The 20,949-nt window shown below is 48.3% G+C and carries 18 protein-coding genes and 1 rRNA gene; 12 read left to right on the top strand and 7 right to left on the bottom strand.

Annotated elements, in window-relative coordinates:
* Positions 1–2: 2 nt before the first annotated feature.
* Positions 3–668, bottom strand: coding sequence for a hypothetical protein (locus tag BMW71_RS04820; protein WP_092172642.1), 666 nt, complete (start codon positions 666–668; stop codon positions 3–5).
* A 157-nt stretch (positions 669–825) separates the two neighbouring features.
* The gene (locus BMW71_RS04815) at positions 826–3,297 is read right to left on the bottom strand and encodes a bifunctional UDP-N-acetylmuramoyl-tripeptide:D-alanyl-D-alanine ligase/alanine racemase (protein WP_244891083.1); all 2,472 of its coding nucleotides are present in this window, start codon (positions 3,295–3,297) and stop codon (positions 826–828) included.
* A 194-nt stretch (positions 3,298–3,491) separates the two neighbouring features.
* Between BMW71_RS04815 and BMW71_RS04805 the strand changes: the two genes are divergently transcribed.
* Positions 3,492–3,857, top strand: coding sequence for a hypothetical protein (locus BMW71_RS04805; protein WP_092170365.1), 366 nt, complete (start codon positions 3,492–3,494; stop codon positions 3,855–3,857).
* A gap of 109 nt (positions 3,858–3,966) precedes the next feature.
* Positions 3,967–4,806: a sugar phosphate isomerase/epimerase family protein gene (locus tag BMW71_RS04800; RefSeq protein WP_092170362.1), complete on the top strand. Its 840-nt coding sequence runs from the start codon at positions 3,967–3,969 to the stop codon at positions 4,804–4,806.
* Between the two features lie 80 nt (positions 4,807–4,886).
* Here BMW71_RS04800 and BMW71_RS04795 read toward each other — a convergent pair whose 3' ends face one another.
* The 4 genes from BMW71_RS04795 to BMW71_RS04775 all read right to left on the bottom strand — a co-directional run bounded on the left by BMW71_RS04795 (position 4,887) and on the right by BMW71_RS04775 (position 9,852).
* Positions 4,887–5,453 (bottom strand): hypothetical protein, encoded by a 567-nt coding sequence (locus tag BMW71_RS04795; RefSeq protein WP_143057559.1) that lies wholly within the window; start codon positions 5,451–5,453, stop codon positions 4,887–4,889.
* Between the two features lie 408 nt (positions 5,454–5,861).
* Positions 5,862–6,233, bottom strand: a complete 372-nt coding sequence (locus BMW71_RS04785) for a hypothetical protein (protein WP_092170354.1) — start codon at positions 6,231–6,233, stop codon at positions 5,862–5,864.
* 74 nt (positions 6,234–6,307) lie between these two features.
* Positions 6,308–8,491 (bottom strand): S9 family peptidase, encoded by a 2,184-nt coding sequence (locus BMW71_RS04780; protein WP_092170352.1) that lies wholly within the window; start codon positions 8,489–8,491, stop codon positions 6,308–6,310.
* A 122-nt stretch (positions 8,492–8,613) separates the two neighbouring features.
* Positions 8,614–9,852: a CehA/McbA family metallohydrolase domain-containing protein gene (locus BMW71_RS04775; protein ID WP_092170349.1), complete on the bottom strand. Its 1,239-nt coding sequence runs from the start codon at positions 9,850–9,852 to the stop codon at positions 8,614–8,616.
* 154 nt (positions 9,853–10,006) lie between these two features.
* Here BMW71_RS04775 and BMW71_RS04770 point away from each other — a divergent pair, with 154 nt between their 5' ends.
* The 4 genes from BMW71_RS04770 (at position 10,007) to BMW71_RS04755 (ending at position 14,720) form a co-directional block, all read left to right on the top strand.
* Positions 10,007–10,453: a PA2169 family four-helix-bundle protein gene (locus tag BMW71_RS04770; RefSeq protein WP_092170348.1), complete on the top strand. Its 447-nt coding sequence runs from the start codon at positions 10,007–10,009 to the stop codon at positions 10,451–10,453.
* A 123-nt stretch (positions 10,454–10,576) separates the two neighbouring features.
* Positions 10,577–11,914, top strand: coding sequence for a M16 family metallopeptidase (locus BMW71_RS04765; protein WP_092170345.1), 1,338 nt, complete (start codon positions 10,577–10,579; stop codon positions 11,912–11,914).
* Between the two features lie 19 nt (positions 11,915–11,933).
* Positions 11,934–13,982 (top strand): M16 family metallopeptidase, encoded by a 2,049-nt coding sequence (locus tag BMW71_RS04760; protein WP_092170343.1) that lies wholly within the window; start codon positions 11,934–11,936, stop codon positions 13,980–13,982.
* 24 nt (positions 13,983–14,006) lie between these two features.
* On the top strand, positions 14,007–14,720 hold the full coding sequence (locus BMW71_RS04755; RefSeq protein WP_092170340.1) for a hypothetical protein: 714 nt from the start codon (positions 14,007–14,009) through the stop codon (positions 14,718–14,720).
* A 102-nt stretch (positions 14,721–14,822) separates the two neighbouring features.
* Here BMW71_RS04755 and BMW71_RS04750 read toward each other — a convergent pair whose 3' ends face one another.
* The gene (locus BMW71_RS04750) at positions 14,823–16,466 is read right to left on the bottom strand and encodes a M61 family metallopeptidase (protein ID WP_092170338.1); all 1,644 of its coding nucleotides are present in this window, start codon (positions 16,464–16,466) and stop codon (positions 14,823–14,825) included.
* 116 nt (positions 16,467–16,582) lie between these two features.
* Between BMW71_RS04750 and rpmH the strand changes: the two genes are divergently transcribed.
* The 6 genes from rpmH to BMW71_RS04720 all read left to right on the top strand — a co-directional run.
* The gene (gene rpmH, locus BMW71_RS04745; protein WP_092170336.1) at positions 16,583–16,741 is read left to right on the top strand and encodes a 50S ribosomal protein L34; all 159 of its coding nucleotides are present in this window, start codon (positions 16,583–16,585) and stop codon (positions 16,739–16,741) included.
* A gap of 43 nt (positions 16,742–16,784) precedes the next feature.
* Positions 16,785–17,165, top strand: a complete 381-nt coding sequence (gene rnpA / locus BMW71_RS04740) for a ribonuclease P protein component (RefSeq protein ID WP_092170333.1) — start codon at positions 16,785–16,787, stop codon at positions 17,163–17,165.
* Positions 17,158–18,825: a S41 family peptidase gene (locus BMW71_RS04735; RefSeq protein WP_092170331.1), complete on the top strand. Its 1,668-nt coding sequence runs from the start codon at positions 17,158–17,160 to the stop codon at positions 18,823–18,825. The genes rnpA and BMW71_RS04735 overlap by 8 nt, the downstream gene beginning before the upstream one ends.
* Positions 18,826–19,021: 196 nt before the next feature.
* Positions 19,022–19,711: a tRNA (adenosine(37)-N6)-threonylcarbamoyltransferase complex dimerization subunit type 1 TsaB gene (tsaB, locus tag BMW71_RS04730; RefSeq protein WP_092170328.1), complete on the top strand. Its 690-nt coding sequence runs from the start codon at positions 19,022–19,024 to the stop codon at positions 19,709–19,711.
* Positions 19,708–20,226: a DUF2480 family protein gene (locus BMW71_RS04725; protein ID WP_092170326.1), complete on the top strand. Its 519-nt coding sequence runs from the start codon at positions 19,708–19,710 to the stop codon at positions 20,224–20,226. The genes tsaB and BMW71_RS04725 overlap by 4 nt, the downstream gene beginning before the upstream one ends.
* Before the next feature lie 427 nt (positions 20,227–20,653).
* Positions 20,654–20,949, top strand: a 16S ribosomal RNA gene (locus tag BMW71_RS04720); the annotation flags it as partial.

Genomic DNA, 20,949 nt, shown 5'->3' with positions numbered 1-20,949 from the left:
TTTTAATTTACAGTCATGGTACTCACCTGAATTCGTGCAATGGACCAGCTTTCGTCACAGACAGGGTCGGGTGCGTTTTCTTGTTTCAGCTCATCCCCACAAACGAGTTCCAATTCGCTCTCGGTGTGGTGAATTATTCTGGTAATTTGGTACCTGCTGGTCCAGCCTGGCGTGGTACTGTATTGACAGCGACCGGGAAGATCGGTAGTCACGGCCCCGGTTTTTGGCTCATAAAACCGGGGATACGCATCCGGATAAGATTGGTACAGGCAGTAGGTGGATTCGCAAGGGCTGTTTGAAAAGGTGGTACGCAGCACTTGTGTACCATCCAAATTCATGTACCAGAAATCCGGGCCACCGATGTTGTCCGGATTTCCGTCCCAGCTATCGTGCAGCAATAAATCGATTGTGACCTTCAGCGCATTGTGAGAAGGAAGATCCGGTAGCCTTAGCAATATCTCTTCGTTGTGAAAATACCCCAGCACCGTATCACCGTTGAAATCATAGAGCCGGCCTTTTTCAAAATACACCAAATCGGACTCGGCAAAATCATTGTCGTACACCAAAACCTCTTCCAGCAGGCTATCCTCGCAAGAAAAGAAGCTCGTAAGGATTAGGGGCAAAATCCATAGAAAGGCTGGTTTTTTAGCCGTAAAGGGTACTTCCATCGGGGTTTTTTTCAACGATTTGGTTAGACTGGCGCAAGTTCGAAGTAGGCCCTTGGATTGTTAGCGTGACCAATCCGGGACGTCTTTCAAAGTACCTGACAAATAAACAAAAATATATCCAATTCCTCACGACTAAATGAGCGAATCGGCCGGCCGTTCAATCCAATACGTACAGCCGTTTCACACGCCTACCGATCCCTGTCAGCAGTTCGTAGGGGATGGTTCCGATGCATTCCGCGAGTTGTTGCAAGCTAGGGTCCTCTCCGAAGAGCATCACTGCATCTCCCTCGCGTACATCCATTCCTGTCACATCGACCATGCACATATCCATGCAAATGGTGCCGATGGTGCGGGCCTTATTTCCTTTGATTAGGACGTAGGCCTGGCCGTTGCCAAACCGGCGATCGTACCCGTCGGCGTAGCCGATGGCAAGGGTGGCAATTTCCCCGTCGGCATGCATGCGCCCCCTGCGGCCATAGCCGATGGTTTCGCCTTTTTTAAGTTTCCTAACCTGGGAGACCACCGTTTTCAGCGATACTGCCGGCTGTAGTTTTTCTTGTTCCATTCCGTTGATTTCTACACCGAACAGGCCGATTCCCAGTCGTACCATGTCCAGGGCGTATTCGGGAAAGCGAATGATGCCGGCGGAATTAAGCACATGGCGAAGCGGTCGGCATCCCAATCGTTGCATGAGGAACCGACTCCACCGATCGAATAAGGCCAATTGCTGACGGCTGAAGGCTTCGTGAGCGGCTTCATCGGCTGCCGCCAGGTGGGAAAACAAGCCGGCCATCTGTATGTGCGGGTGCTGCTGTAGAAGTGTAACGGTAGCTTCCAGGTCCATTTCCTCCATGCCCAGGCGTCTCATGCCGGTATCCAACTCCAAGTGGATGGAGAGGTTTTCTGTAGCGGTATCGGCCAATTCCCTCAATGTTTGTAAGTCGTAGACGACCGGTTCCAGCCGATAGCGAAGCAGCAGGTCCAGGTGGCGAGCGGCCGAATTCATCACCATGATCGGCAACTCCACACCCCTTTCGCGGAGATATACACCTTCGTCCGGGTAGGCCACCGAGAGGTAGTCGGCGCCTATCTGTTGCAAGTGGTGGGCGATCTCCGCCGACCCACTTCCGTAGGCAAACGCCTTCACCATGACCATTACCTTTGTGCCCGGTTTTAGCTGTGCCCGGTAGTGGTCAAAATTGTGCCGAAGGCAGTTCAGGTTTATTTCCAGTACCGTGTCATGTACCTGGGCTTCCAGCGCCCGTACCACGCGTTCGAAGTGAAAGGCCCTGGCTCCCTTAACCAAAATCAGGTCCTCCTGCAGATTGAGTTCAGACAGGCGTTCTAACAAGGTATCGGTATCTGGATAAAACGCACGTTGCTCCGGGAATATCCCTTTATGGGAATCGAAGTTCTTCCCTACGCCCACAAAACGATCAATGCCGTAGTGCGTTATCATCCGGGCAATGCGCTCATGGACTACGGATTGCTTTCCTTCCTGAAGCATTTCCGAAAGGATAAGAACTTTTTTTCCTGCCGGTTTTCCCTGCTGGTTCATAAACTCCAGGGCGATTTCCAAACCGGCGAGATCGTTGTTATAGCTATCGTCCAGGATGCGGCAACGGTTTATTCCTTGCTTCGCGGTAAGGCGCATGTCAACGGCATGGAGCAGGTCCAACCCTCTTTGCACGGATTGGGCCGACATGCCCAATACCAACCCGGAAACGATCACGTGGCGGATATTTTCCAACGAAGCCGGATCCCGGAAAGTGGTGGTAAAGGTGTACGTGCTTAGGTCGTTTCCAAGCAATAGTAGTCGGCTCCCCTTTTTTCCATCCGGTTTGACCGTAAGCATGTAGTCAGCGCCGGGTTTTTCGGACCAACTGATCCGTACCTCCGGTGGAAAGTGTTGTTCCAGGTATCCACTGATTTTTTCTACATCTTTTCGGTAGATGACAAACCGGCAATCGGCGAAAAGCACACATTTTTCGGCGATTTTTTGTTCCAGATTTTCAAAGTTTTCGTCATGGGCCGTTCCGATGGTGGTAAAAATTCCCAGCCTGGGTTGGATGATCGCTTCCAGACGTTTCATTTCCCCGGGTTGGGAGATCCCTGCTTCGAGCAGGGCCACCTGATGGCTGCTTTCCATTCCCAACACAGATAGCGGAACACCAAGTTGGCTGTTGTAACTTTTGGGGCTTTTCCAAACCCGGTAATTTTCGGAAAGCACCTGGGCCAGCCATTCCTTGACGATGGTTTTGCCATTACTACCTGTAATGCCCACCACCGTACCTTTAAACGCGTGTCGGTTCATCTGGGCCAGGTCCTGCAATGCGTGCAGGGGATCCTGGCAAAATAGCAGGTTGGACCCGGAAAGGCTGGTTTGGAGTTCCGGGGAGTGAGCAGCCGCCGGGAGTATGAAGTTTCTCACCTGTTGGCGGTAGGCGTCGGCTGCAAAATGCCAGCCACTGCGGCGCGTTCCCTCTAGCGCAACGAAAAGGGTAGAGGTGCCGTTTTGCAGGTTTCTCGAATCGATTGACACCCGCTGGATTTGGGCCGGAGCAGATCCAGGCAGGTAGTCTCCGGAATGATTTACCGAAAAAGCATTGAAATCGATGGGGTCAATCATGGAAAAATGGATTCATTTTTTGGTACACAAGGGGTAGCAATACCCGGCGCTTTTTACCGGCTGTACGGCCAAACGACCGTCCGGCATGTTAAAAGGATTCACGATAATCCTTTGCAATCCAACGAATTTTTCAGTATTTTTGAAGTAAGTTCTCGTTTTTAGGGATTGATTCTTTATCCAAAACATGGCTACCGGTGAATTTACGAAATATACTTCTGAAAATTAGTTTAAAATTTTTATTTGCAGGACTAATATTCTGCGCACTTGCCGTATCTACTGCCAGTGGACAGACGGCGGAGGAGCGTATTCTCTCGGATAAAGAGAGAAAAGAACTTCCCTATCATCCGCAAACTTCCGAAAACCAGGTGGATAAATCAACCAAACCTTCGGGAGACCGCTCATTTTCGGGATATACCAGGGAAGAAAACACCACGAAAAAGCCAAAGTACAAAGAAATGGGCGAACGGGAAAACCTTACCGGAGAGGCTTCTTCGGAAGAGGTGTCTACGCTGTCCTTTAATATTTTTTTGTACGTCCTGGATCGGTTCAAAGAGGACTAAGCGAAGATAACTGCCGTAGCATTCGTTGTTGACTTGTTGCGTTTTGTTTCCGGGATTTTTTATATTCACGAGGCGTAGGCGGATTTAAATCACCAGTAAACCCAGAACCATGAATAAGCCCCTCCTTTTACTCGTTTTTGCCACTTTGCTGCTCGTGGAGTCAACGAACGACCTTCAAGCGCAGAAAATCGGCCTTCAACTTTACAGTCTTCGGGAGCAGATGAAGACGGATGTAGAAAGGTACCACCAACTCATCAACCAATGGGGCATTCGCTATATTGAAGGTGGGGGAACGTATGGATTGAGTGAAAAAAAATACAAGGCACTTTTGGAAAAATACGGGCTTCAGTTGGTAAGCGTGGGCGGTACTTTTGAGGAAATGCGGGATAATCCGCAGGCGGTCATTGAGCGGGCCAGGTTTTTTGGCGCTAACTACATCGTAACCTTTTGGATTCCGCATGCGTCCGGTAGTTTTGGCGAGGCAGAGGCAAAAGAGGCCCTGGAGGTTTTTAATCGGGCGGGGAGGATGGCAAAGGAGGCAGGCCTCACGTTTTGCTACCATCCGCATGGGTACGAGTTTACGCCTTACGAAGGAGGAACCCTTTTTGATTACATACTGGAAAATGCCGAGCACTTCGCTTTTGAAATGGATGTTTTCTGGGTGAAAATGGCTGGAGCAGACCCCCTGGCACTATTGAAGGCGTATCCGGATAAGTTTCCCCTGCTACACCTAAAGGACCGCAAGCCAGGCACTCCGGGCAGCAGCGACGGAACGGGAGACAAGCAGTCCAATGTGGTGTTGGGTGAAGGAGACATCGACGTGGAGGGCATCATCCGGCACGCCAAAATGGCTGGTACCGATTACCTGTTCATCGAAGACGAGTCTTCCCGATCGGTGGCCCAAATTCCCCAATCGGTCTATTTTATTCAGTCGATTTTAGCGGAATAATTCCAGGAGCGTGGAAAGAAAAAGGCCGGAGCGCATTGGCAAGTCCGGCCAGGTCAATCCAGTTTCAGCTTGTAATGATTTTAGTCCAGGTAGAGGTAGGAAGCACGACCGTTTGCATCCTGTACGCGGAGGTAGATGTCCTCCACTTTCATAAATTTGAGGTGGTACTTTTTCGAAAATCCGCCGGTTTCTTCAATGGTGTCCGAGGCAATTCGTTTGTGGTTTTGGTCGTAGATGGTGATCCGGGTACCGGGTTTTTCAACGCCCAACATTTTTAGGGAAAAGGTCTTTTCATCCAAAATCCTGGCGTAGGCCATCGGGCGCCGTGGTGCGGGTTTTTTGCTAGCCACTCCGTAGCGCACGGATTCCTCGCCGGTTTTGATCTCCACGTCATACGTTCCTTCGGGGACCTCCGTCAAGTTGTAGGGAATCGTTAGTGGGCAATCAACCTGATAGCGGTCTTTTGCGATCAATTTTCCATTGGGATCGTAGATCGAAACGGTCAGGGGACCTATGGCAGCTGCCAATCTAAGCGTAAATCGCTGCCCTTCTTGCTCTATTGAGGCGATTTCCATCAGGCTTTTTTCCGAGGCCATACTTCCAACGACCAGGCCGAGGGTGAGTACGAGAGTTGCGAATGTTTTCATGATTTTGTGCATTTAATGGATAGTCTGTTTTCCTCTCTTGCTACCAATGCCATACCACGAAATGCGAATAAAAGAGCCCCCCGCCTGCGACGATAATTTCCACACTGGAGTGAAACCTTTTTGCCAACCACTTGCCGCGGAAAGTGTGTCGAAAGCGGACGTTTGATGCAGGAGTTGTCTGAAACTGAGACGGTTTTTGAGAAAAAAGTCCATTCCAGCAGGCTAAGTTTTGCAAAAAAAAGCAACCGGAATTTTTTAAAAAATGATTAATGTAAACGGATTATCACGGTTTTGGATCGGAAATTACGTCCACTATCGAACAGGTATCGAATGGAAGCGAACACCGGATAGTGAAAAGCAACGTGGGGGCAGGTACGGTCAATGGAATGAAAGGCCCTTTTTGCCACTTCAATTTCGCAGGGATTTTCGCCTGCGTTTGTAGCCGCCTTTTTTTCTTTTGCTACTCGTATAAAAGTTGTAAAGGAAATTCAAGGCCATAAGCGTGATGGTAAGCGGGATGAAAAAGGAAGGAAGCATGTTTTTGATTCCTAGCAAAATAAACAAGGCCGCTATGATGCCAACTTTAAGGGAGGTGTAACTTTCCGGAAAGCTGCCACCTATCAAAATCAGGCTGGCGATTTCCGTTACAATCAGTAAAAGAATCATCCAGGTAAAAAGGGTATGCGTAGGAACGCCGCTCCCAATGAAATACCAGGCAAGGAGGCCGATAACAGCGATTAGGCTCAGGGTTTGCAGGGAGGTGTGGATGGTTTCTTTCATACGACAGGTTTTAGTAGGGAATATAGCATTATTTCACTGAAAACCAAAAAACAGGCTGCGGTACATTCCATTCTTTATAGCTTATTTTTGACATAATTTGTCATCATTCGGTACAGATGCCAGGTGGTATTCCCTCCATAAATGCCGTGGTTGCGATTAGGGTAATAGAAGGTGTCCACCTGCTTATCAGCGGAAATGAGTGCATCAAGCAACTCCACGGAGTTTTGAAAATGAACGTTGTCATCGCCGGTTCCATGAATGAGCAGAAAATTACCTGTAAGTTTATTTACATGCGTGATTGGACTGTAATTGTCGTATCCTGCCGGATTGAGTTGCGGCGTCTGTAGGTACCGTTCGGTATAAATGGTATCGTAATACCTCCAGCTGCTTACCGGGGCGACGGCTATTGCGGTTTTAAAGACGTCGTGACCGATCATGAGCGCTAACGAAGACATGTAGCCCCCATAGGACCATCCCCAAATACCGATTCGTTCGCTGTCAATATAGGGCATGGAGGCCAGGTACGTAGCGGCCGCTAGCTGATCCTGGGTTTCCAGCTTACCTAATTGGCCGTAGGTGCTGTGTTTAAACGCCTTGCCCCGACCACCAGTGCCTCGGTTATCCACACAGGCCACCACATACCCTTCAGCAGCCAGGTGTTGGTGCCACCAATCGCGGGTTCCTCCCCAGGAATTCACCACATTTTGGGAACCGGGTCCTCCGTAGACGTAGAGTAAAAGCGGATATCTTTTTGCTGGATCAAAGTGCGCAGGCTGAATCAAGTAGCCGTTTAATTCGGTGCCGTCTGGGATGGAAAAGGAGAAAAATGTCTTCGGACGGTAAGTATAGGTTTGCATCTGCTCCTGCAGTTCGGTGTTTTCTTCGAGCGTTTTGAGTAACCGGCCTTTGGCATCCATTAGTCTGGTTTTTAGCGGTTCAGCTACCGAACTGTACGCATCCACAAAAAACCGATGGTCCGGACTCATGCGTATGGCATGGGTACCGGGCTCGGGGGTAAGTAATTTTTTATCCCGCCCCTCCATGTCAATGGAAAAAAAATGCCGCTCAAGTGGAGAGATTTCGGTGGAAAGGTAATATACTTTTTTCTGCTCCAGGTCCACCCCGACCAGCTGGGTTACTTCCCAATTTCCCTGTGTGATTTGCTGGATTTGGTTTCCCTCCAGATCGTACCGGTAGATGTGTTTGAAACCGTCTCTTTCGGAAGTGGTCAGAAACCCGTTTTCCTCGGGAAGGAATATAAAATGGTCGTTGTAATTCAGGTCCACATAGGTTTCCGAGGTTTCCGTTAGTATGGTCTTTGTCGTTCCTGTTTTGCTGTCAGCGAAAAGAATATCTTTTTGGTTTTGAAGCCGGTTAAGCCGCACAATGGCCAGCGTTTGGCTGTCGCTGGCCCAATACATGCGGGGAAGGTACTGATCCGCTTCCTCGCCTGTATCGATAGGCTGGGTGCGTCCTTGTTTCAAGTCGTGAACCAAAACGCTCACTTCGGCGTTTTTTTCGCCTGCTTTGGGGTATTTAAACAGGTAGTTTTCCGGATACAGGTCTCCCCACAGCTGCATGGAAAATTCAGCAACTTCCCGTTCATCAAACCGAATAAAGGCCAATTTGCTTCCATCCGGCGACCATTCATAGGCTTGGGCCATGGAAAACTCCTCTTCGTACACCCAGTCGGCAGCACCGTTTCGGATGGCATTGGTTTCTCCGTCATCGGTTACCTGCACCCGATTGCCGCTACTCAATTCTTCGTAGAACAAGTTGTTTCCTTTTACATAGGCCACTTTGGAATTATCCGGAGACAGACTTGCATACATGATTTTCTCTCCGTTTTCAAGTTGCCGTGTTTGACCCGTTTGCAGGTTAAGCAGGTGGTACACGGCCTTGCTTGACCTACGGTAAATGGACTCTACCTCCGACGCCAAAAGAGCCATGCTTTCGTCCGGATTGAATGCATAGAAATCAAAATCAATGCCCAATTTTCTTCCGTCAATTAACCGCCGGGATTCTTCCCCTGTCTCCAGATTTACCTGCACCACTACCGGAAACCCATCCACGGTTTTCATGGCGCTGTAAAAGCGTCCGTCCTTCATCCAGTTGATACCGTCTACGGTTTTTGGGCGGAACGCGGCTTCCTTAAAGACGTCTTCCAGGCTAATTTTTTTCTGATTTTGAGCAAAAAGCGGGGAAAAAATCAGGAAAAAGAGAAGCAGACTAATCGAATTTTTGAGTTGTCGTGACATAATTCCGTAGGTTTAACGCAGGTATTTTCTTCCCGGAAAGTTCCTGCAGGGCCATTACCTGATTACTTACTACAAACGAGGTATTTTTGTTTCCCGGATGAGGGGCTACGTCTGATTAAGAATTATGGCTTTTCTTTTTCAGAATCGGAGGGACGTACGGGTTGTGTCCATGCTAACTGGTAAGGCATATTCTCCACTGGATTTACCTGTGCTTCTGAAGAGGTGATCTTGCATCGGACAAACAACAGGTCCTCTTCGAGTTCGAATGTGGCTGCATTACCCCGGACGGTTTTCAGCACACGCGTTTCCTTTTCTCCAGTGTTGCAGCCAATAAATTCCAGGGTATAGCTTACTCCCGCTTTGGGTTTTGCCCGAACCTCCAATTGGTTATCCGCAAAATGGACCTCCTCCAGTTCTACACCGGTAGACGCGTAGAAATCTCCCATTTCCAGGGCTTCAATCAGTGCACCTGCGGTCAGCTCCCCTGCTTTCACCACTACCCAGCCTCGACCGGAATTGGCCAGTTTGGAGGATTGTTCGTGGTAGCTATGGCTATCGTCGGTGGCCAAACCAAACAGCAAGGGCTGCCCTTTTTCCAGATAGGCGATGTTGATAAAATCCCACATTTCTTCGTAGCCAATACGGGTGGAATCCCCCAGGTTATTTACTGCTGGATGGCCGTTATAAACTTCAAAGAATCGCTCTCCTTTGAGCCGAATCATGTCTTCCAGCGTAATCGCCCATCGAAAATTCGGATGGTTGATATGTACGATCATGGGCTTTCCGGATTCCTTTCGTTGTTCCAGGACGGCATTGATGTTGTTTTGCAATACTTCCACCACACTTCCACCTTCCCGGGGCTGTATCAATTGGTCCAGGTTGGTTGCATTTAGGTGCAGGGGTTTGCCTTCGTATCCGGCCGAGATTTCTTCCGCGGGCAGCAGTAAAAAGCGTTCCGCTTCCTCATAAAGTGGCGCGTATTCGGCGAAGGTTTTTAACTTCACGCGCAGGGTGTCGCCGTTCTCTTCATAACTAACCCAGGAATCGCCGTAGTCTTTCAGGTAGTTTTGAAAGGCATTTCGGTACATGCTGTCCTGACGGATGTTCACCCATTTTTCGCCTTCCTGAAAAATATTGTGGTCGGAAAGCGCGACAAATTGGTACCCGTTTTCTTTGTACCAACGCATAATTACTTCCGGGAATTCGTCTCCATCACTCCAATACGAGTGCGTATGTAGGTTTCCCTTGTACCAGTTTTTGCTTTCCGGTATTGCGGCATCCTTTGCTGCACATCCGGCGATTAGGAAAGAAACAGCCAGTCCCAGCAGGGGTAGGCATGCGTAGTGTTTGCTTTTTTTCATGTTTTTTGAAGCCAAAAGAAGAAGTCATTTACCCGTGGTGAAGATATCGAATGTAGGGGTAAAATCAAACCTGTATAACAGCTTATCCGTCTCAGCATAGGTAGGACCAACGCATTTTGGTATATTTACTGTTTATTAGTTATTTTACCTAGCTATGGCGATTCAACAAAAATTAATAAATTACTTAAACCAACTATTAAAACATGCCCACGACAGCATCAAGGGATATAAGGATGCCGCCCGAAACCTAACGGAAGGTTCGTTGAAGGATTTCTTTATCGAACGGGCCAGAGAAAAGATGGTATTGCGGGATGCGCTTTTGGAAGAAATATACCGGCTAGAGGGCAAACCGATAGAGTCGGGTAGTTTTTTGAATCTTTTTCAGCGTTCCTGGAAAAACTTCAAGACCTCCCTGGACCACGATAATGAAAAGGAAATCGCAAAATACTGCCTGGAGGAAGAGAAAAAGGCCATCCACGACTTTGGTGTTTTGCTTCGGAATCCCGAACTCGTATCGGCCGATTTTTTCACCGTTTTGGAAGCCCAGCACGATAAAAACCTTGCGGCCTCAAAAGCGTTGATAGAAAGAATTAAGGCTTGAGATCGGGCCTGCATGTATGCCCTTGTTTTTACCAGGTGATCGTACCCTTAACCTTTTTCTTTGGGGAAGGTTGCACATAATGAATATCGTTAACAACCAGAAACCATTATACTCGCTTATCCTATGAAAAAGTTTTCTATTTGGTTGGTCTGTGTTTTTCTAACCCAGACCTTGGCACTAGGCCAAACTAAGATTGATTTTCGGGAATTTTCCCTGGAAAATGGCCTGCATGTAATCATGCATCGGGATAACCAAACGCCAATTGTGGTGACGTCGGTTCTCTACCATGTAGGTTCCAAAAACGAAGACCCCGAGCGTACCGGCTTTGCACACTTCTTTGAACATTTGCTCTTCGAAGGATCGGAGAATATCGAACGAGGAGAATACACCGAATTGGTGGAAAGCAACGGCGGTGCGTTGAACGCATTCACAAGTAACGATATCACGTATTATTACGAGTTAATGCCGTCCAACTACCTGGAACTGGCGCTTTACCTGGAGAGTGAGCGCATGTTGCACGCAAAGATCGATGAAGTGGGATTGGAAACCCAGCGGGAGGTGGTAAAGGAAGAAAAACGACAGCGGTATGATAACCAGCCCTATGGAACCATCCTGCCGGAAACCCTGGCAAGGGCTTACTCCAAACACCCCTACCAATGGGCACCAATCGGGTCTCTGGATCACCTGAATGCCGCGAGTCTGGAAGAGTTCATGCAATTTTACAAAGACTTCTATGTGCCAAACAATGCCATCCTTACCATTGCAGGTGATATCGATTACGATCAGACCGAGGAGTGGGTCCGAAAGTACTTTTCGGAAATCCCCATGGGCAAAGGAGATATTTACCGTCCGGATGTCAAAGAACCCCGCAAAGAGGAGGAAATCCGGGATGTAATCTACGACAATATTCAGATCCCCGCCATCATTCAGGCCTATAACCTCCCTCCTAAAAATCATCCGGATGCCTATGCCATGGAGATACTATCCACTTACCTGACCGGAGGAAATTCCTCCCTGATGACCAAAGAGCTGGTAGACAAGCAGCAAAAGGCCTTGGTTATTGCGGCCATTCCGCTGGATTTGGAAGATGGAGGCATCTTTATCATGTACGGGATTACCAATATGGGGGTGGAGCCTGAAGATCTGGAGAATGAGGTCGATCGGCTGATTCGACAGGTTCAGGAAGAAGGCATTTCGGAAGACGATTTTCAAAAGATTCAAAACATCCTGGAAAATGATCTGGTGAGTAAAAATGCGACCGTTGAGGGCATCGCACAAAACCTCGCGGAGGCCCGATTGTTTTACGGGGACACCGACTACATCAATCGGGAACTGGAAAAATACCGTGAGGTCAGTCGGGCAGACATACAACGCGTGGCCAGGGAGTACCTCACCTTGGATGGACGAGTGGTCTTGTACTACCTGCCCAAGTCCCAACAGCCCGAAGCCTTCCAAAAATAATCCTTAAACGCTCAAAACCATGAAAAACGCATCGCTATTTCTTTTTGCATTCTTACTTTTCGGGGTTGCTATTGCACAAGTTGACCGGTCGGTTTTGCCTGAGCCCGGACCCGCGCCTTCGATCGCCTTTGAGGAGCCTGCTACCTTTACGCTGGACAATGGGCTGCAGGTCTTTGTGGTACCCAATGATAAATTGCCCCGGATTGCTTTTTATCTGATAGTGGATCGGGATCCACTCTTTGAGGGGGATAAAGCGGGATTAACCAGCTTTGTCGGAGACATGATGATGGCTGGTACGCAATCCCGAACCAAGGATGAGCTGGACGAAGCGGTGGATTTTATCGGCGCCTCGTTGAGTGCAAGCTCCACCTCGGTCTCTGCCTCATCGCTAAAAAAGCATCAGGATAAAATTCTCGAGTTGATGACGGATGTGTTGTACAACCCCGTATTCCCTGAAGAGGAACTCGAAAAACTAAGAAAGCAGACACTCACCTCCTTGGCATCCTCCAAAGACAGCCCCGATTACCTGGCCAGTGTGGTCTCAAATGCGGTAGTTTATGGAAAGGACCATCCCTATGGAGAGCCCATGACGGAGGAAACAGTGGCGAATGTGAGCTTGGAAGACGTTCGTCAGTACTACCGAACCTTTTTTAAGCCGAATATTTCTTACCTGGCCATGGTGGGAGATATTGAGGAAAAGGAGGCGAAGAAAATCGCAGAAACCTATTTTTCCTCCTGGGAAAAAGGGTCGGTGCCCGAATTTGCCTATGCGAAGCCCAGGCTTCCGGAGGAAAATAAAGTAGCCCTGCATGATCGCTCCTCTGCAGTACAGTCGGTCATTCAGGTTGCTTACCCGGTAGAGATGGATTTGACCAATCCGGACTTCCAGGCTACCCGTGTTTTGAATTTTATTTTGGGAGAGGGATTTAATTCCCGTCTAAACGGAAATCTGCGGGAGACCAAAGGATACACTTATGGCGCCCGGTCCAGTTTTGGATCAGATAAGCTGATCGCCCGGTTTTCTGCAAATACTTCTGTGCGGAATGCCGTGACCGATTCGTCCGTGTACGAAATCCTATATGAGATTCGAAATATTGCAGAAAACGGAATCACGGAGGAGGAATTGAAAACAGCAAAAGCTAATTTGAGCGGGAGATTTGGCCGGTCACTGGAAAACCCCAATACGATCGCCACCTTTGCAATCAATACCGCCCGCTACGGGCTTTCCGACGATTTTTACAGCAACTACCTGAAGCGACTGGAAGCACTCACCGTGGAGGAAATCAACGCTGCGGCCCGCAAGTACATGAAGCCAGAAAATCTCTACATCACCGTGGTAGGAGATGGTTCGGAGATTAAGGAAGGTCTGGCCCGTTTTGGAGCGGTGGAAATGTATTCCAATAAAGGAGACAAGGTGCAGGAAATCAACCTTTCGGATGCCGCTACTACGGCGGCTGATGTGCTGGATCAGTACCTGGAAGCGATAGGAGGTGAAGCGGCCGCTTCAGCAATTCAGTCTGCGAAAATTGAAATGTCTGCGGAGGTGCAGGGAACCAAGCTGACGCTGACAGCCCTACACGACATGGAAAAGCAGCGCATGGTTCAAAAGGTGTTGATGATGGGCAACGAAGCGTCCAAGACCATTCTAAAAGATGGGGCGGCCACGGTAAGTGCCATGGGCCAATCGCAAACCCTCACTGATGAGCAATACGAGGACGTGAAAATGGCCTCCCTGTGGCTGATACCTGAGTTGTACTACGAAACGATGGGGTACACCCTGGAACTTGATGGAGCGACGGATATTGAGGGGGAAGCCGCCTACAAACTGGTGGTAAGTAATCCGACTGGTGGTAAGGTGATCAATTATTACAGCATGGACAGTGGCCTTAAGTTGAAAAGCGAAAACCAGATTTCCGGAGAAACTATCTATTCCGATTACAAGGAATTTGAGGGCGTAAGGATCCCGGTGAGCATGACGTTGAAAAGTCCGATGATCCCTGTTCCGTTGAATTCCAAGGTGGAAAATCTCGAAATAAATGTATCTTTGTCCGATCAGGATTTCAATTGATTTTAACGTACACAGACTGTTTGCATGAAAAAAGCTATTTTTCTGTTTCTCGCGACCGGTTTATTCGGTTCTCTGTTTTCGGTAGCAAGACCCTACCAAGATCAAACACCTCCTGCAAAAACGCCAAAGGAAGTATTGGACGCCTATGTGGAGGCCATTGGCGGTGCGGAAAGAATCAGACAGATAAAGACCTTGGTTTTGGTTATGGAGGCAGAAGTACAGGGCATGACCGTGGAAATGAGCACGGTTCGGGATGTGGTAAATTTGCGGCTAATGCAGCAGGTAGTGATGAACGGAAATGTCGTTCAAAAAACCGTCGTGAAGAACAATGAGGGCTATATGAGTGCCATGGGGCAGGTTCAGTCCCTACGTCCGGAGGAACTCGAAACCTTGAAGACCAATATTTATGCATTTCCCGAGTTGCATTACGAGGAGATGGGATTTTCCATGAAAATGGGCGAAAATACGCGTATCGATGGAGAGGAGGCCTATACCCTTCACGTTACCAATGGAGAGGGCCTGGAGAGTGAGGAATTCTTTAGCGTAAAGACTGGCTTGAAGCTGAAAATGATGACAGAGGTCGCCGGGGATGTAGCCTTCAGTGATTACCAGGAGGTGGAAGGTATTCTATTTCCCATGAAAGTCGCCATTTCCAATGCGGTGTTACCGGTACCGCTGGAGACTCGATTGATCGATATACAGATTAATCAAAAACTGGATGATTCCTTGTTTGAGTAGTTGCCAGCATCCGTGCTGAGTTTGTATAAAAAAGGCTGTCGCTCAATCCGCGAGAGCCTTTTTTTATGCATGGGGAAATTCCCTAGTTTATTACCGATGGCGTTAGCGGCGTACAAACGTTTCGAATAGCTCAGAGGATTCGGTGATTTGAATGCGGTAGCTTACGAAATACGCCTGGCCCGATTGCGGTAGTACGACCTCTTTCTTTTCTCCCCACCGCCGCAGGGAAAGGCGAAGGCCGCTATCAGTGAATTTGTACGACAGGATCAGGTCCTGAGGCATAAGCTGATGAAAAGCGGGTGACTTTGGATGGATTCGGATGATTTTGCCATCGGATGCCGTTTTTAATCCGAATTCACTCTCCAGGCGGTTTTCTTTTTTTACAGGCCGAACGGTTATTCCGATGGTTGGCAATAGGGATTCCAAAAGGGGAAACAGGTTTCCGGTGCCCCACACATACTCTTTAAAAAATTCTTCCATCTGTCCGGGGTTTTCCGACAGCTCGCACAGCACATGCAGGTAATCTTCCAGGCCATAGCCAACTTCGGGCTTGCCGTATTTCGTCCACATGATTTTCATGGCCTGATGCAAGCGCGTTCCCTTTATCAGCAGCATCAGGTCCAGCGCTAGGCTGAGTAGTGCCCCGTGGGTATAGATGCTTACCTTTTTATCCGGGACCCCGGCCTTGTACCCGTCTAGCCAAAGGTCGAAGCTGGAGGCAGCAATGGATTGATTTTCCCAACCCAGGGTCTCAAATCCCCGATCGAAAAGCGTTTCCAGTTTGGAGAGGTACGTCTGCCGGGAATAATACCCGGATTTTAGCAGGTAAAAATCACCCATATACGTGGTCACTCCCTCGGCGACCAATCCTTCCGTCAGGTAAGCTTCCCTGGAAAAATCATAGGGAGCTATCGCCCGGGGCCGAATACGGCAGACATTCCAAAAATGGTACAATTCGTGGGAGCAGATGCCCATCAGTCGATCCATCCCAGTGCTGCTGCCGAGGAGGCTGTCCGGTCCCAGGGTAATGACCGTAGAAAACCGGTGTTCGACGCCATGGTAATGGGGGAAGGGGAGCAGTAGGAGTAGAAAGTGGTAGTCGCTAGCCGGGAACTCGCCAAAATCTTCCGCTTGCTTATGGGTAAATCTCTCGAAATGATCCAGGACTTCATCCCAATCGAAGCAAACCTTTCCTTCCACCCAGAGGTGAAAGATGCTGCCACCAAGCCGATAGCTGCGGTGTTCCAGTTGCGCTGAAGCAAGCAATGGGCTGTCCACCAACTCCTGGTAGTTGCCCGCCTGAAACAATTGCCCGCCCACCTGCTGAAGGGCACAGCCAATACGGTAGGTTTCCGGCAGGATGACCTGCAAGTCAATCGGTTCATCTTCTCTACCGGAAACCGAAAATGCCAGGTTTATAAAATTGATGTAAAAGGTATCCGGAGACACCCAACTGCCTCCTGCATCCAGCTGGGCCGCGTGAAATGCATACCGAACGCAGTAGGTACCCGAAGAGGTGGAGGTAAATGCCCACCGGTCTTTGGTCAGCTTTTCAGTAGCAATCGCACCGTCGGGACCGATAACAACAAGATTTTTCAGGTATTGTGCATAATTTGCTATTTCGTAGCGTCCGGGTCGCCAGGACGGTAGTTGCAGGGACAGGAGTTCCTTGGTATCACAGTAGATTTCCAGACAGATTTCCACAACCTGAGAGGTTGGAATGGGGACGGAAAGCGTATATTTCATGCATTGTATGGATTAGCTCTTAAACAAAAGTAAGCCACCCGTTTGTAAATAAAAAAAACCTATCTATCTTTGCAGTCCTTTTAAAATAAGCGAACGCGTAGTTAAAGATAGCAATAATGAAAAGAACATTTCAACCTTCCCGCAGGAAAAGAAGAAACAAGCACGGTTTCAGAGAAAGAATGTCCACTGCCAATGGCAGGAGAGTACTTAAGGCAAGAAGAGCAAAAGGCAGGCATAAATTATCGGTTTCTTCCGAGAAGACGCTGAAGAAATAATGCTTTTTTTGCTATCTTTAGTGGATAGATCGGTTTGTTTTACATGAGGGATTGTACATTTTCAAAAAGGGAAAGGTTACATTCCAAAAAGTTAATAAAGGAACTTTTTGCTAAAGGTTCCTCTTTTTTTTTATACCCGTTTAAGGTCATTTATTTGAATCAACCCAATGACACCACGCATCGGCTATTGGTATCCGTTTCGAAAAAGAAACTTCGACGGGCGGTGGACCGAAACTACATTAAGCGGAGGGTGAAGGAGGCGTACCGTCTGAATAAATACGTGTTGGAGGAGAGAGGGGTGCCAAAGAAACTTATAGCGTTGATTTACGTATCTCAGGACTTGATGGGGTATCGCGAGATAGAACCAAAGTTGAAAAAAATCCTGCATAAAATTCCGGCAGCAAAAAATCCTACGAATGAATAACGTGAAACGAAGTAAAATCCTGTTAGCCACCTTCCTTCTGGCGGGAGCGGTCGTCACCTTGTTTTCTTTTTATCCCAAAAATGACAAGCTTTTTAGTATTGCCAAGAACCTGGATATTTTTGCTTCGCTTATTAGAGAACTGGATTCCTATTATGTCGACGAGATCGATCCCGACGAATTGGTGACGGTGGGGATTAATGCCATGCTTGCTGAATTGGACCCGTATACGGAATACATTCCGGAAGAAGATTCGGACGATTTTCGGATGATGACTACCGGTGAATACGGTGGAGTTGGCGCAGTAATCGGCAACAGACTGGGGATCAACATGATCTTGATGCCCTACGAGGGTTTTCCCGCGCAACGTGCCGGGCTTCGGGTCGCCGATGAATTGCTTCGGGTAGATACCGTGCAGGTGGTTGACAAAAACACCGGAGAAATCTCGACCTTACTGAAGGGACCAGCGAATACCGAAGTGGAAGTTGAAGTCAAACGCGGAGAAGATACGCTGACGTTTAACCTTACGCGTAAGAAAATAGTTATCAGCAACGTACCCTATCACGGGATGGTTGACGAGGAAACGGGCTATATCAAGCTTTCCGACTTTACCACCAACGCGTCTACAGATGTGATTCAGGCGGTACAAGCCCTTAAAGCAAACGGTGCCACAAAACTCATACTTGATGTACGTGACAATCCGGGAGGGATTTTGAAAGAGGCGGTAAAAATCGTCAATATTTTTATTCCGAAAAGGCGAGAGGTCGTAAAAACGCTCGGCAAACTGGAAAGTGTTAATGCAACCTATGCTACGGAATTATCCCCTATCGACAAGGATATTCCATTGGTGGTGATGATCAATGAACGAAGTGCCTCTGCCGCCGAGATTGTTGCGGGAGCACTACAGGATTACGATCGGGCGGTGCTGGTCGGGAGGAAATCGTTTGGCAAAGGATTGGTGCAGAGCACGGTGCCACTCTCCTACAATTCGCAGGTAAAACTTACCACGGCAAAGTATTACATTCCCTCCGGGAGGTGTATTCAGGCTATCGATTACAGCTTGAAGGACGAAGAAGGGAATGGGAAGTCAGTGCCTGATTCCTTGCGTATCGCCTTTAAAACCAAAAATGGGCGAACAGTTTTTGACGGTGCGGGGATTGAACCGGATGTTGAAGTAGATTCCCGTAGTTTCGCGCCGATTACCTACAGTTTGGTAACCCGAAGTCTGATTTTTAGGTTTGCGAATGAATTTGCACTAAGTTGTGAATCCATTCCCGCTGCGCGGGAATTTGAGGTTAGCGAGGAGCTGTACCATGAATTTGTGGAATGGCTTCAGGACAAAGAGTACGATTACGTTACCCGGGTAGAAAAAACCATCGAGGATCTGGAGAGGTATGCCGAACGGGAGAAATATTTTGAAGAAATTCGAGACGAACTGGCATCGTTGAAGGAGCGGGTAACTCATAGCAAGGAGCAGGACTTGATTACATTCAAGGAGGAAATCAAAGATGCCCTCAAAGATGAAATAGTCTCCAGGTATTATTATCAGCAAGGGATCATTGAAGCATCCCTTGATACAGATGCTGAATTAACGAAAGCGGTAGAAATACTGGGGGATACGGAGCTTTATGCGCAAATCCTATCGCCGAAATTGCGCGAATAATGCGTGAAGTAGCCCTACTAAGTTGTTTGAAGATATCAAGGGGAGAGATCATTGGTCGGGCCTCAGGCAATCCGGATAGGAGATTGCTGTTGACCCTTTTTTTACCTGGCGATAACCGTGGCTAATCTGTTTTGAGACGTTGGTGGATTCAGTTGGTTGGTGATAACGGGTGACAGTTCCCGATGCAAGGAAAAGGATGAGTAAAATACTTTCCATAGAAACATCCATCGCTATTTGTTCGGTGGCGATTCACGATGGCGGCCGATTGGTGGGACTGTTGGAATTGCATCAGGAAGCCGTACATGGGAGCAAATTGGTGCCCTGTATCAAGAGCTTGATGGAGCATTCCGGCTATGCGATGGGCGATCTGGATGCGATAGCTGTGGCTGAGGGCCCCGGGTCGTATACAGGCTTGCGGATTGGCGTTTCCACGGCGAAAGGGCTGGCCTATGCACACGACCTCGCGTTGATTGGGGTGAATAGTTTGGATGCTTTGGCAAGACAGGTGATGCCGGAAATGGACCCGGGCGATTTTGTGATTCCGATGATTGACGCGAGGCGCATGGAAGTGTATGCCAAAGTACTGGACCACGAAGGAAATTCGCTGGTGGCTACGCGTCCGGAAATACTGGACGAAAACGCTTTTCGGGAGTACTTGGAACAAGGGGCCGTCTATTTTGTGGGGAATGCCAACGAAAAGGCCAGAAAATGCCTGGAATCCCCTCGGGCTGTCTTTCGGGACTACCTAAATGGTGCCCGGTGGGTAGGGGAGATTGCTGGCGGGAAATTTGTGCGGGGTGAGTTGGCAGACATTGCCTATTTTGAGCCGAACTACTTAAAGGAGTTTATGGTTCTTAAGTCGAAGAAAAATCCATTGCTGTCATGAGTGAAATTAAAAACAGGGTGGCAAGTAGCCCCATCGTAACCATTGATCTTGAATCCTTTTATGAAAAAGGGGACCGGATACTTTTTGATCTGGAGCCTTTGCTTTTTCAGGGCATTGTGGTGAAGGAAAAAGAGTTTCGTCAGCAGGTGAAGGAATTGGATTTGTCGGTTTATGCAGACAAAATGGTCGGGATACATTGTTCCGTTGATGCCATTATACCGACCTGGGCATTGATGCTGGTGGCAGTTCGGCTCCGGGAGGCTGCCCGGGAGGTAGTGATTGGTGATTTGAAAGACCTGGAAATTCATTTAATGGCGAAGGCACTACGGCAGCTCGATCTGGAGGCATTGAGAGATAAGCCGGTAGTGGTGAAGGGTTGCAGCAAATTACCCGTACCGGACTATGCCTACGGTGAGTTGGTGCGATTGGTGCTACCGGTCGTGAAGAGCTTGATGTTTGGAGAAGCCTGCAGTACGGTTCCCGTATACAAGCGGCCAAAGGTGCAAGGGAATTAAAGTAAAATAATCGTGCTGGTTTTCAGGTTTTTTGGGTGCTGGGGCAAATAAAAACGGGTTCCAGTTTGGCTAAATCGTAAAAGAGGTCTATGTTTGCATTCCCATTCGGAAAGAGCGCCGGAAAGGAGTCTGGAAAAGCACGTTTTCCGGCACAAAAAGTAAAAAGTAGCGTAAAGTTTTCCGGGAAATTTTCCACCTTTACATTTGAATATTTGGGATTTTAATCCGACATTTGCAATCCTGTTTGCGCCAAATTGGCGAAAAAGGGATTCGAAAATGATTCGGCAAATGGGCGAGTAAGTTGCCTGTAACGTTCTTTGAAGTAGTGTAAGACAGCATTAATGATTCTGACAATTCGATTCAATTCGAACTGGAATACTATCGTGTAACTAAATTCTTTCGGGAGTTCGTTACACAAACAAACTTTACAATGGAGAGTTTGATCCTGGCTCAGGATGAACGCTAGCGGCAGGCCTAATACATGCAAGTCGAACGGGATTGTTGACTTCGGTTGACATGAGAGTGGCGCACGGGTGCGTAACGCGTATGCAACCTACCTTATACAGGGGGATAGCCCGGGGAAACCCGGATTAATACCCCATGGTATATATTGATCGCATGGTTAGTATATTAAAGATTTATCGGTATAAGACGGGCATGCGTAGGATTAGCTAGTTGGTAAGGTAACGGCTTACCAAGGCGATGATCCTTAGGGGTTCTGAG

It is taken from the genome of Cyclobacterium xiamenense, from assembly GCF_900109255.1.
In the GTDB taxonomy this organism is placed as follows: Bacteria; Bacteroidota; Bacteroidia; order Cytophagales; family Cyclobacteriaceae; genus Cyclobacterium; species Cyclobacterium xiamenense.
This window is presented reverse-complemented; position numbering and strand designations above follow the sequence as displayed.